Consider the following 13,018-nt stretch of genomic DNA (forward strand, 5'->3'; position numbering starts at 1 on the left):
GAAGTCTATTTAGATTTGTCGTTATTTAAGTTTAAATACTTAGGATGATTCTTAATTAAAATTGAAATTTGGTTGAGAATAATTTAATAATATTCCTAAGACAATTCTTATTCAATGCCAATATTTCTTTTTTTTCTTAGTTTCATTAGAGGCGCTCTTCTGTATATTGGTACTTTCATTTAAATAAAAGAAAGGTATATCATGAGCCAACTTACCATTCCTGATGTTGCTTTAGTTGATAACAGCGAACAACGAACTCCCCTCGTCTTAGTATTAGATTGTTCAGGTAGTATGCACGGTGAGCCGATTAACGAACTAAATGCTGGCCTGCAACTGCTCGAAAAAGAACTCAAAAACGATGTTATTGCCGCCAAGCGTGTACGGATACTGGTCATTCAATATGGTGGAAATGACCAATGCTCTCTTATTGGCGACTGGTGTGATGCTATGGATTTTACCGCCCCTATATTAGAAGCAAACGGTACGACCCCTACAGGGCAAGCGGTCATGGTTGCATTAGATGAAATTGAAGCTGAAAAACAACGTTTCCGCCAAGCTGGTGTGGCTTATACACGACCTTGGTTATTTTTAATGTCAGATGGGGCTCCGACAGATTTATGGGAAGAATCAGCTCAAGTTTGCCGTCAGGCGCAAAAAGATCAAAAAGTGGCGATGTTCCCTATTATGGTTGATGGGGCAAGTGCACAAGTTATGGGCGAATTTAGTATTGCAGGCCTAAATGGCGTGAAAAAGTTGCAAGGATTGCAATTTAAAGAACTGTTTTTATGGTTAAGTGCCAGTATGCAAGTGGTTTCCCAATCGACACCTGGTGGTCAAGCACAACTTCCTTCAACAGATAGCTGGTCAACAGTGTCGGTGTAATCTATGAGCTGGTCAATTTATTGCGCATCAGTTCAAGGGCGCTCTCATCAGGAAAATAATCAGCCTTGCCAAGACGCTTGGTCTGTAGAACATACTACAAATGGCTTAGCGGCTTGTGTGTGCGATGGTGCAGGCTCTGCTCGTTATAGCGATGTAGGTTCACGTTATGTTTCAAGGTTATTTGTTCAGCGGGTATCTGAATTTGGTGATGTTGACTATTTAACTATAGAAGAAATACGACCTGTTATTTTTCGCACACTGAGTACTATTCGCGAACAACTGCTTTCCCTTGCAAATGATAAGCAGGGGGAATTAAAGGATTTTGCGTGTACGCTCGTTGCTGCATGGGTTGGCAAACGCCAAGGTTTTCTTTTTCATTTAGGTGATGGCGCGGCCATCGCTTCTTACCAGCAAGATGGCCAGCTAATTGATACAGTTTCGGTGCCTGAAAATGGGGAATATGCTAACCAAACATGGTTTTTAACCTCAAATGATTGGCAGGAACATTTACGCATTACACCTATCACCGAAAAAATAGAGCGGGTCATTTTAATGTCTGATGGCGTACAACCTTTTGCCATGAATAAGAAATGCGATGCCCTCTACCTTCCTTTTATTGAGCCAGTTACTCGATTTTTGCAGCAAAATGATGAGCATACAGGTAGTGAAGCCTTAAAAGGGACACTTGATGATCCTCGAACGTATTCCATTACAGGGGATGATAAAACCTTATTCGTAGCATTTAGGGAAATGTAATGACGGGGGGAAATAAGATAAAACTTGTCGATGGGCAAGGGCAAGTTATCCTGCTGGGTAAATTAATTAAAAGTGGTGGGGCGGGGAGCGTTTACCATATTGCATCAGCGAAGGGGCAAGTTGCTAAGCTTTACCACGACAAAATTGATAAAACGTTATATCGCCGAAAAACATCGGCAATGTTAGCGTTAAAACCAAACTTACCACCGATTACTGACACTGCCATTCCTGTTATTCAACTGGCATGGCCGATTAGCCAACTATTTAACCAGAAGAAACAGTTTGTCGGCTTTACCATGCCTGAGTTGGATGTGAATGCATCCATTGAGCTTGAATATATCTTGCAAGAAAGACAGGCGAGAGCAAATAACTTACCCGTTGGGTTAGGCGCCAAAATCCAACTTGCAACCAATTTAGCCATATTGGTTGACGCCATTCACCAACAAAATCACTTTATTATTGATATGAAACCCGTGAATTTACGTTTTTATCGGGAAAGCTTATATGTATCAATGCTAGATTGCGATGGCTTTAGTATTCAAGGAAAACAAGAACGTTTTGCTGCGGGGCAATTTACGGTCGATTACCTCGCCCCTGAATTCCAAAATGCGAAAAGTGTGCCCCAATCGCAAGAATCCGAGCAAGACCGATTTGCTTTAGCGGTGATTTTATTTCAATTATTGAATTTTGGTATTCATCCATTCTCTGGTCGCCCTTTACATAACCAAGTACCAAATGATTTACCTAGCCGAATTGCAGGGAAATATTATGCGTATGGGGTAAAGGCGCATCAAGGTATTAGCCCTGTCCCAACCAGCGGGCATACTTTCTTACCCGATGATATTCGACAATTGTTTGATAAAGCGTTTAATGGTGCGCCAGACCAAAGGCCGAGCGCAGCGCAGTGGGTGCAGTGTTTACGCCCTTACGCGTTGCGTAGTCAGAAAAGGATGGTGGTATGCAGCAAAAATAATGAACACCAATATTTTTCTGGGTTGAAATGCGCTGCTTGTGAACGGGTTAAGCAATTAAAAGTTGCCAGCGAAGCGCTGCAAAAAACACGGCAACAGCAAAATATACAGAAAGTGCAGGTTAGAGGGCAAACTCAAACCCGTCGAGTTGTTCGCCCACAACCCATACCACCAATCACCTTTACACCGCCTGCGTGGTTTGCAGCCATCAAAAGGGTGCATATTTACACATTCCTTGCCATCGCTATTCCTTTATTGATGGCATTTATTGTTAGTAGTATTACGCAAAATATGAAACCGGAAACATTATCGCCTACGGCTTTTTATCAATATTGGGCGCAGGAGGCGTTTGAGTCTGATGTGGCGCTGAGTATTATCACGCTGGTTAGCATATTGGGTCTAAGCCTATTTTTCTGGGTGGGGCTCTTTTTACCCATCAAGTCAATTTTGACTAAGAAACCCTAAGGAGGGATGGCGTTGAAAATAAAACTAAGCCCACTCCTTCTGTTACCGTTGGCGTTCTTATTAGCGGTACCTGCGCTGCCTTTTTTCTTTGGCTATGGCGTGTTTATTGCGTTATTCGAACTGGGGGAACTCATTTGGCCAATTGCTTTAAATGTCAGCGATAACTTATTTCTTACCGTGATGTGGTTATTTGGGCTGGTGTTTATTATTGCCTTATCGATAGGTGCAGTTCGCTTTCAAGAGAGGCAGTATTGGGGCGCAGCGGTTATAACGTTGGCGGTATTTAGCATCACTACACTGTTAAATATCCCGTTAAGTGCCGAATCAAACCAACGTTGGCGGGCGCAAACACTCATTGAACAGCGTGATTGGCAGCTATTTCAGAATGAACAAAACACCGCAGTGAGTGGTGTGCTATCAGGGATCTTATATAACAATGAAGCTAATATAGAAATTGAAGAACGATACCATGAGTTGCAAGCACGTATTGATAAGATGGATAAACTGGCCGAATTGGCACCACAAAGCGTAGCAATGCGTGAAATCTGGCAACCTTTATTACAAGCGAATACGATGGTGCCAAATGATCAAATTAGCCAGTTAGAAAAGGCGAGCCAATATTTACCGCAAGATGGTGCGCTCGCCTTTGCTGTTGGCTTGCTTAAATTACGCCAAACCGACACAGCGGAAGAGAGCCTGACTTTTTTTATGCGTGCTATTGCAGCACAGCCGAATAACCCCACTTATTGGAAAGGTTTGGGGCTTGCGTATAGTTTAATAAAAAGCCAAGTTGATAATAGCGATGTAAATTTAAAGCACGCATATGCTGCACTTATTTTTGCACAATATCTGAACCTCAGTGATAAATGGTCAGAATCTCCCTCTCAATTATTTGATGCGCAAAGTACCGCAATGTTTGCGAAAGAAATCCAGCACCTTTCTGCCGCTGAACGTCAAAACTTTTTAATCTTACAAGCAAGAAGCAACATACAGGTATTAGATTGGTTTAGAGAACCTGCGGATGAGCAAACACAAATATTAGCAAAACAGCCATTATCCATTAAAGGGATATATGGGGTTGTTGAGCTATCCACGTACTATGACCTAAGTGATCCTCGTTACCCTGGGAAAATGACGATCAATACAGAGGGAACGGCCATTGTCCCTAGCTCTATTAACGAGGTGCGTTACCCTTCCGTTAAATATGATGTTGATAATGTTTCAGCAATCGTGGCCGTGGATGTGAATGAGGACGGTGCGCCTGGATTTACCTTAATCGACACCACCAGTGGCGTAAAAAAATACGATACCGCAGCTGAATTTGCGGTGAGCCAATTGCGCTTTGTACCCTCAAAGCAACCAGCTCGCCACCTTGTGAGTGTTGGCTTTAAAAGCACAGTGAAAAGCTTAGATGATTACGCGCAAGAAGTCGGGCTTTTAGTGGAAAGTGCCAGTAAGGCTTTAGCAAGGCATAATGAAAAATCATTTGGATATGTGCTTAAAAGGCTCCTGAACTATGTGAATAATACAGTTCCTGCTAAATATACCCGCAGCTCAAGTTCATCTTATGAATATTACCAGCAGCAGCAGGAGATCTCAAAAGAGATACGTGCAACGCTGCTACAAGCAGACAGCCGCACTAAGTCTAATGGTGAGGCGTGGGAAAGTAATACGCTAAGACTTCGCGCTTTATTGTTAAAGCACCCTAATAATATTGAAGTGCTGAGCACAACGGCAAGAATGGAATTAATGCACTTTAATGCCGCGCGAACTTTATTAACTGAAAATAAAGCATCTGCAATAAGAGATGGTTTTGTTGATGATGAGCAGCATTGGCGTGATTTACTGTTGAGTGCGCGGGGGCATTATCTGCAAATAATCACCATTAACCCAAACCGTATTGACGCGTGGTTTGCTTGGGGAGTGACAATGATAGATGAAGACCCTGAGCTGGCAGCAGGTGCATTTGCATTAATGCATTATAATGCGGATAAAAGTGTGGATCAGCGTCTGATGGCGGCGCAATCCCGTTTCTTTTTATTTGGTTTGCCCGATGAAACCAAAGAGCGGGTGAATATTATTAATGCACGTATGGCGCAGTTGTATAGTAAAGGTGAATTGCCCACATCAGCAACGGAGCAGGAGCGCCAAGCATTTGAAGAGCAAAAGGTATTGGCTGAAAACGTAATGCCAGCGGTGATACCATTTGCCTTAACCCCTCGCACTTCGCCTATGCGCAATGAAAACTTAGCTGACCCTGTAGCTGTGAGTGTTGATGCGGCCGCTTTTGGCATCCAAGAAAAGACATTACAACTGCCTGTTATTTCTCAGGAATCGATAGGTAAAATGCAAGGCGAAGCCATTTTGAAAATTGATGTACCAAAAGGGGGCGTGCCAAGTTCAGTGATGTTAGCACAACGCAGCGGTGTGGATTATTTCGATGATAGCTTAATTTCAGCTGCTTATCAGTGGCGGTTTAATTCAGCATCTCAAAATAAAGTGTTATTAATCCCAGTGATTTTTAACCAACCCAGTGACGCTTCGTTAAATTATCAGCCATAAAGGAATAGGGAATATGATGAACCAATATAAAATGGCAGGGATGCTTGCCATATTTTGCTCAACACCATTATTTGCACAAAATCTTGATCAACAATACAGCTTATGGGTTGACGACCAAAAAAGCCAAATTCGTTGTTTTGAAGCCGAATCATCTTTTCAATATTGCTTACGTGAGTCAGATGATGGCGAGTTAATTGTTGCTGATAAACATAACCAAGAAGTGTATCGAATTTATTATTTTGATAACTGGCCGGACGAAGCCCAAGAAGGGGTCTACCGCATTCGTAAGGGAGATAAAATTGGTTTTGCGGATGCCACGACAGGGAAGGTTGTTATTGAGGCAACCTATGATTGTGCTTACCCTTTTGAAGAGGGGAAGGCTAAAGTTGGCGTAGGGTGTAAGACGCAAACGGATGGCGAACACCGTTGGTGGGTTGGTGGGGATTGGACAACAATTACACGGCCATAAGGGTTCTACGTGCTTGGATACCCTTTTTAAGGGTATTTAAGGCGTTTTTTACGAAGTTTGTGATATTTATTTACAATTAAATCGACTTTAACCATATTATTTATATTACTTAACTTATTGAAAACCAGTTGTTATTGTTATGTAGATCACAGTTTTTACCCTGTTAAACCTTCCTCAAAACCATTCACGGCAAAATTCAAACCGCTTAATTCTGTATGGCACCGCTTAGCGCAACTTTAGTCATTTGCAGAGTGTAATTTCTTACCATAGACACCATGGCAGAGCTCAAATTTTCGATTTAACACAGTTCAACCACTGCCAATTAAAAAAACATCAATGACAAGCAGCGCTACGATGCTGCTAGCGTGATGGCAAATACAAAATCAATGGCATGTTCGTTTTACCTCAGAAGGGTGTTCTATGAACAAAAATGGTATTTTAAAGCACGTTCCGTGGATGATCCTTGGGATTATCGGCGCAATTTGTTTAGGGGTTGTTGCGCTAAGACGCGGCGAGCACATTAGTGCGCTGTGGATAGTCGTCGCATCCGTGGCGGTTTATCTTATTGCTTATCGTTACTACAGCTTATATATCGCGAAAAAAGTGATGAAGCTGGATGAAACTCGTGCAACTCCAGCTGTCATTAATAATGATGGCTTAAACTATGTTCCAACCAATAAAAACGTTCTGTTTGGTCACCACTTTGCGGCAATCGCAGGGGCGGGGCCATTAGTAGGACCTGTACTGGCAGCGCAAGTGGGGTATTTACCCGGTACGCTGTGGTTACTGGCGGGGGTTGTATTAGCCGGTGCGGTGCAAGACTTTATGGTGCTGTTTATTTCATCACGCCGTAATGGGGCATCATTAGGGGAAATCGTTAAAGAAGAGTTGGGCCCAATTCCGGGAACGCTCGCACTCTTTGGCTGTTTCCTGATTATGATCATTATCCTTGCGGTATTAGCACTTATTGTCGTCAAAGCCTTGGCAGAAAGCCCATGGGGTGTATTCACCGTGGTATCAACGGTACCAATTGCCTTGTTTATGGGGATATACATGCGATATCTCCGGCCGGGGCGTGTTGGTGAGGTTTCTGTCATCGGTATCGTGTTGCTGGTAGCATCGATTTGGTTCGGTGGCGTTATCGCTCACGACCCATACTGGGGCCCAGCACTGACATTTAAAGACACCACGATCACTTATGCTCTGGTTGGCTATGCATTTGTTTCTGCACTGTTACCTGTATGGTTGATCTTGGCGCCGCGTGATTATCTGGCAACCTTCTTGAAAATTGGGGTTATCGTTGGGTTAGCGATTGGTATCGTTATCCTGAACCCTGAATTAAAAATGCCTGCAGTAACGCAATTCGTTGATGGCTCAGGTCCAGTTTGGAAAGGCACGCTATTCCCATTCTTGTTCATTACCATTGCATGTGGTGCGGTATCAGGTTTCCATGCCTTAATTTCTTCGGGTACAACACCGAAATTATTAGCAAACGAAAAAGATGCACGTTACATCGGTTACGGTGCAATGCTAATGGAATCTTTCGTTGCGATTATGGCGCTGGTTGCTGCATCTATTATCGAGCCAGGCTTGTACTTCGCGATGAACACCCCGCCAGCAGCATTAGGTATTACAATGCCTAACTTGCATGAGCTGGGTGGCCCAGATGGTGCGGCTATCATGGCTCAACTGAAAGATGTTTCTGTTCACGCAGCGGCAACGGTCAGCTCATGGGGCTTCGTAATTTCACCTGAACAAATCATGCAAACGGCGAAAGACATCGGTGAACCGTCTGTTCTAAACCGTGCGGGTGGTGCGCCAACATTAGCAGTTGGTATCGCATTCGTATTCCACGAAATCATGCCTGCGGCAAATATGGGCTTCTGGTATCACTTTGGTATTCTGTTTGAAGCGTTATTTATCTTAACCGCATTGGATGCAGGAACCCGTTCTGGCCGCTTTATGCTGCAAGATTTACTGGGTAACTTCGTTCCATTCTTGAAGAAAACGGATTCACTGGTTGCGGGGATCATTGGTACGGCTGGTTGTGTCGGCTTATGGGGCTACTTACTGTATCAAGGCGTGGTTGACCCACTGGGCGGCGTTAAGAGCCTATGGCCACTGTTCGGTATCTCGAACCAAATGTTAGCCGCAGTTGCGTTAATCTTAAGTACAGTTGTCCTGATTAAGATGAAACGTAGCAAATACATCATGGTCACCGTGTTACCTGCAGTATGGTTATTGATTTGTACCACTTGGGCGTTAGGACTGAAATTATTCAGTGATAACCCGCAGCTTGAAGGCTTCCTGTACTTAGCGAAATCTTATAAAGAGAAGATTGCGGCAGGCGGTGCTGAGCTGACAGCGCAAGAAATCACTAACATGAATCACATTATCATCAACAACTACACCAATGCGGGTCTGAGTATCCTATTCTTAGTGGTTGTCTACGGTATCATTTTCTATGGTATCCGTGTGGGAATGAAAGCATACAAAAATCCAGAACGTACAGACAAAGAAACACCGTATGTGCCTGTACCGAAAGAGGGCGTGAAAGTTTCATCTTCACATTAGTGACCATTCGACACCACCGAGCCGCTAAGGTGGCTCGGTAACTGAACGGTAGCCCTACATTGTGTGCGCATGATGTAGGGCATTTGTATTTGGAGAGGCAGATGTTTGGTAATCTTGGAAAAACAGGCAAATACTTAGGGCAAGCAGCGCGTATGCTGATTGGCATTCCTGATTATGATACTTATGTCCAACACATGAGTGATAACCACCCTGATAAGCCCGTCATGACTTACAAAGAATTTTTTCGTGAAAGGCAAGATGCGCGATATGGTGGAAGTGGTAAAGGCGGGTTCCGCTGCTGTTAACAATGATTGCAGTAAAACAATGGTGCAAAGAGGATAATAATGAAACCAATTAATGTCACAATCCTAACCGGTTTTCTTGGTGCAGGTAAAACAACGCTCCTTAGCCATATTCTTCATGCAGAACATGGACATAAAATTGCAGTCATTGAAAATGAATTTGGTGAAGTTCCCATTGATAACGCCATTATTGGTGACAGAGCCACACAAATCACCACGTTGAGCAACGGGTGCATCTGTTGTTCGCGTTCCGCTGAATTAGAAAATGCGTTATTAGACTTATTAGATGGCCTCGACAGTGGCAAATTGGATTTTGACCGTTTAGTGATTGAATGCACTGGAATGGCAGACCCCGGCCCTATCACGCAAACATTTTTCTCCCATGATGTGTTATGCGAACGGTTTTTATTGGATGGCATCATTACGCTGGTGGATGCGGTTCATGCTGAAAAACAATTGAATGATTTTGCGATTGCTCAAGCACAAATCGGCTATGCAGACCGAATTTTATTAACAAAAACTGACATCAACCCAGATAACGACGCCCTGTTAGAACGATTGCAACGTATTAATGCCAGAGCGCCAATTTATCCGGTTATTCATGGCGATATTAACTTACAGCTTTTATTAGACATCGAAGGTTTTTTATTAGATTCACAACTGAAGGTGAATAAACCGACTTTCCGCTTTGCACCAAAACAGCAAAATGAAGTGGAGTCTATTGTTGTGGAGTTTGATTACCCTGTTGAATTAATGGAAGTTTCACAGGTAATGGAAGATTTACTGCTCGGTTTTGCTGATAATTTATTGCGTTACAAAGGCATTTTATCCATCAAAGATGAACCAAAACGTTTGTTATTCCAAGGGGTTCAACGCCTTTACAGTGCTGATTGGGATACGGATTGGCAAGACGGCGAAACCCGCCGCAGCGTATTAGTGTTTATCGGCGTGAAACTACCCGAAGAGATTATTCGCGAAAAATTCGCAGCCTTAGAAGTGAAATAGGTAGTCATTTAAAAGAGACAAGCCCTAGTCACATACACAAGGCAAGTATGTGACTAGGGTCGGCAAGTGTAGCCAACAACGCTACGTCGTTAAGGGCGAAGAATTAACGTGCTTTTGACGCCATAATCTCAATAATCTGCACATCAGTATGCCTCATCGACCCTGCGGCCAATGAACACAAATTGGCAATCGACTGGTCAACATCATCTGACACAATACCGTCCGAGCCTCTCACACAGCTATTATCTAAAGCCATCAGTACCGCTTTATAAGCCGCACTGGCGCTGGTGGAGACTTTCATCGCACAACTGTTTGATGCACCGTCACAAATCATCCCACTGACATCGCCAATCATACTGGAAATCGCCATTGCAACCACTTCATAGCGTGACTCCAATAACCATGCAATCCCTGCGGCGGCGCCCATCGCGGCGGTGGTTGCAGCACACAGCGCAGATAGTGCAGGTAATTGATTATGAATATAAATCGCCATTAGGTGGGATAACATCAATGCGCGAGCTAGTTGTTCTTCAGAGGATTGCAGGTAATCCGCCGTCACGACAACAGGCATGGTTGCGGCGATACCTTGGTTGCCAGAACCTGAGTTGCTCATCGCGGGTAAAACGGCCCCTCCCATACGAGCATCGGATGCGGCAGAGGTGCGGATCATAATTTCGGACATTAAGTCTTTCGATAATAAACCGCGGTCGCGCTGAGTTTGCAATGTTTTCCCGATATGTAAGCCATACACATTGCGCAAGCCTTCTTGGGAAAGGGCTTCATTTAGCTGGGCAGCTTCTAAAATAAAACGAATATCGCCTAATGGGGCTTCTGTCGCAAATTGGTAGACAGCCTTTGCGGTAACGGGGGGCAAGGGAATATCCGCAGCGCAATCAACGGGAGTATCGTCTAGAGATTTTCTTGATAAGGTATCAAACACCGTTTCATTATTATGAATTATCTTCACAATATTGGTGTGTGAACCTGTGATGATCACCGTCGCTGAACCTGTTTGGGTATATACCGTTGCTTCGGAATAGATAACGTCTTCGCAAGGGTGTTTGATATCAACAGTTACTAGGCCTTGCGCTAGCATTGTTTTACTCAAAGCAATCGCGTCAGTTGAAGCAGATTTAAGTACCTCTAAACCCGCATCTGCATCGCCGCCAACCGCACCTAAAGCGGCAGCGATAGGTAACCCTACCATGCCTGTACCCGGCACCGTGACGCCCATACCATTTTTCATCAGGTTAGGAGAGACAAAGGCACAAACGCGCGTGACGTCACCGTCAAGGAAGGACGCTGCTTTTGCTGCTGCGTAAGCCAATGAAATCGGCTCGGTACAACCTAAAGCTGGCTTAACTTCTTGTTTTACCGCATTGATAAAATATTGCCAAAGTAATGGTTGTGATTGCGCATGCATGGCAGGTCCCCTTAATGAAATCTTTTTTGATTTTATTATTTTAAACAACCCGTTGGAGAAAAACTTCACTAAGTTTGGGGATATACTTGTGCGAGAGAGAAAAAAAATCTCCAAAACTGGAGATAAAAATAAAATATTTTCGAGTTTGCGCTTCGTCACAAAAATCCTGCCTATAAAATAGCGCAGGACATTGTGATTGTTTTACGGGTTAGCTTTCCACATCGAGGCGTTTACTTTGCCATTTCCGTGAGCGCCAGCGCCATGCATTAGTCAAGCCGCGCAACCATTCATCGGCGAAGAAACCGAGCCAAATTCCCAGCAAGCCCATTTCCATTTTGATCCCTAAGAAATAGCCGAGGGGGATCGCCACGCCCCACATAAAGATAATAGCGGTGCATAATGGGAAGCGGGCATCTCCAGATGCACGTAACGCATTCACCATCACAATATTAATGGTACGCCCTGGCTCTAAAAATACCGAGAGTAAAAAGAGTGGTAATAAAAGCTCGATAATACCGTGGTCATCAGTGATGTTGTTAAGGATAGGGTCACGAAGCAACCAGAAAGCAATAACGACACCGATAGTGACATAAAAGCCCATTTTTAAGCTTTTAATTCCGCGAATATAGGCATCTTGGAAGCGTTTCGCACCAACCAAATGGCCAACCATGATCTCATTACCAATACTAACGGAAATACCGAATAACATGATAAAGAGTGATAATTGGAAATACAGGGTTTGTGCCGCAAGTGCTGTTTCGCCCATTAAACCAATAAAGGCAGATGCCGTCATAAAGTGTAAAATCCACACCAAGTTTTCCCCCGCAGAAGGTAAACCAATGTGTAAGATTTTACCGAGCATTTTACGTGACCAATGAATTAACATCATTGGGACAAACTTAATACGTAACCCGTAGAATAATAAGCAGAAAAGCAAAATTACAGCGACGACACGCCCAACGACAGTTGACCATGCCACACCTTCTAAACCATATTGTGGCAACCCGAAGAAGCCATAAAGTACAATGATATTGCCGACAACAGTAATCAGGTTGGCAATCAATGTTACCCACATGGCGGGTTGTGCTTTGCCATAAACCCGTAAGCAAGCCGCTAAAATAATGGAAATTGCTTCAGGAATTAAACAAATACCTAGAATACGTAAATAAGTATAACCATCCGCCATTAAATGGGATGGCATATTCATGATTTTTAGAATGGTATAGCCAAAGAATACCGCGACCAATGCACTGGAAAAACCAAGAATAAAGTTAAAGGCAATAGAGATATGAATCGCTTGGCTGGCTTTTTCACGGCGGCCTGCCCCTAAATATTGCGCGATAACAACGCTGCATCCCACACTGATAAAGTTAAAAATAGTAATAAAAAGATCAAAAACTTGGTTGCCCACCCCCATCGCAGCAAGGTAAGCCGTCGATACATGGCTAACCATGTAAGTGTTAATTAATAATGTGGCCAAATGCAGAAAAATATCGATAAAAATTGGCCAACTGAGCGAAAAGAGTGACCGCTCAGTCACATCAGACTGATGCATTGAGAACCTTTATATATTTATGAGAATTAAGAATAGTCGCTTGAACTGCGAATT

General features: G+C 43.5%; 10 protein-coding genes. 8 read left to right on the top strand and 2 right to left on the bottom strand.

The genetic code is table 11. From position 1 onward, the window contains the following. Window positions 1-201 precede the first annotated feature (201 nt). The 8 genes from AC4IFO_RS11615 (at window position 202) to yjiA (ending at window position 9,986) form a co-directional block, all read left to right on the top strand. The gene (locus AC4IFO_RS11615) at window positions 202-882 is read left to right on the top strand and encodes a vWA domain-containing protein (RefSeq protein WP_490734522.1); all 681 of its coding nucleotides are present in this window, start codon (window positions 202-204) and stop codon (window positions 880-882) included. Between the two features lie 3 nt (window positions 883-885). After that, a complete protein-coding gene (locus tag AC4IFO_RS11620; protein ID WP_490734523.1) occupies window positions 886-1,638 on the top strand; it encodes a PP2C family serine/threonine-protein phosphatase in 753 nt (250 codons plus the stop codon). Next, on the top strand, window positions 1,638-3,074 hold the full coding sequence (locus AC4IFO_RS11625) for a DNA-binding protein (protein ID WP_490734525.1): 1,437 nt from the start codon (window positions 1,638-1,640) through the stop codon (window positions 3,072-3,074). Before AC4IFO_RS11620 ends, AC4IFO_RS11625 begins: the two co-directional genes overlap by 1 nt. Window positions 3,075-3,086: 12 nt before the next feature. Further along, complete coding sequence (locus AC4IFO_RS11630) at window positions 3,087-5,636, top strand: hypothetical protein (RefSeq protein ID WP_490734527.1); 2,550 nt, start codon at window positions 3,087-3,089, stop codon at window positions 5,634-5,636. 13 nt (window positions 5,637-5,649) lie between these two features. Further along, window positions 5,650-6,105, top strand: coding sequence for a WG repeat-containing protein (locus tag AC4IFO_RS11635; protein WP_490734529.1), 456 nt, complete (start codon window positions 5,650-5,652; stop codon window positions 6,103-6,105). A gap of 420 nt (window positions 6,106-6,525) precedes the next feature. Beyond that, window positions 6,526-8,679: a carbon starvation CstA family protein gene (locus AC4IFO_RS11640; RefSeq protein WP_490734531.1), complete on the top strand. Its 2,154-nt coding sequence runs from the start codon at window positions 6,526-6,528 to the stop codon at window positions 8,677-8,679. A 101-nt stretch (window positions 8,680-8,780) separates the two neighbouring features. Then, window positions 8,781-8,984: a YbdD/YjiX family protein gene (locus tag AC4IFO_RS11645; protein ID WP_004260586.1), complete on the top strand. Its 204-nt coding sequence runs from the start codon at window positions 8,781-8,783 to the stop codon at window positions 8,982-8,984. Window positions 8,985-9,023: 39 nt separating this feature from the next. Next, window positions 9,024-9,986, top strand: a complete 963-nt coding sequence (gene yjiA, locus AC4IFO_RS11650) for a GTPase (protein WP_490734533.1) — start codon at window positions 9,024-9,026, stop codon at window positions 9,984-9,986. A 103-nt stretch (window positions 9,987-10,089) separates the two neighbouring features. Here the strand turns inward: yjiA and AC4IFO_RS11655 are convergent, their stop codons facing one another. Next, window positions 10,090-11,409, bottom strand: coding sequence for an L-cysteine desulfidase family protein (locus AC4IFO_RS11655; protein WP_490734535.1), 1,320 nt, complete (start codon window positions 11,407-11,409; stop codon window positions 10,090-10,092). A gap of 208 nt (window positions 11,410-11,617) precedes the next feature. Further along, window positions 11,618-12,964, bottom strand: coding sequence for an MATE family efflux transporter (locus AC4IFO_RS11660; protein WP_219246086.1), 1,347 nt, complete (start codon window positions 12,962-12,964; stop codon window positions 11,618-11,620). Window positions 12,965-13,018 lie beyond the last annotated feature (54 nt).

The sequence above is a fragment of the Providencia sp. UF-224 genome (genome assembly GCF_058245955.1).

Excerpts from the sequence above, each read along its gene's own strand:
- AC4IFO_RS11615 (WP_490734522.1), top strand. The coding sequence starts at position 202 with ATGAGCCAACTTACCATTCCTGATGTTGCTTTAGTTGATAACAGCGAA.
- AC4IFO_RS11620 (WP_490734523.1), top strand. The coding sequence starts at position 886 with ATGAGCTGGTCAATTTATTGCGCATCAGTTCAAGGGCGCTCTCATCAG.
- AC4IFO_RS11625 (WP_490734525.1), top strand. The coding sequence starts at position 1,638 with ATGACGGGGGGAAATAAGATAAAACTTGTCGATGGGCAAGGGCAAGTT.
- AC4IFO_RS11635 (WP_490734529.1), top strand. The coding sequence starts at position 5,650 with ATGATGAACCAATATAAAATGGCAGGGATGCTTGCCATATTTTGCTCA.
- AC4IFO_RS11640 (WP_490734531.1), top strand. The coding sequence starts at position 6,526 with ATGAACAAAAATGGTATTTTAAAGCACGTTCCGTGGATGATCCTTGGG.
- AC4IFO_RS11645 (WP_004260586.1), top strand. The coding sequence starts at position 8,781 with ATGTTTGGTAATCTTGGAAAAACAGGCAAATACTTAGGGCAAGCAGCG.
- yjiA (WP_490734533.1), top strand. The coding sequence starts at position 9,024 with ATGAAACCAATTAATGTCACAATCCTAACCGGTTTTCTTGGTGCAGGT.
- AC4IFO_RS11655 (WP_490734535.1), bottom strand. The coding sequence starts at position 11,409 with ATGCATGCGCAATCACAACCATTACTTTGGCAATATTTTATCAATGCG.
- AC4IFO_RS11660 (WP_219246086.1), bottom strand. The coding sequence starts at position 12,964 with ATGCATCAGTCTGATGTGACTGAGCGGTCACTCTTTTCGCTCAGTTGG.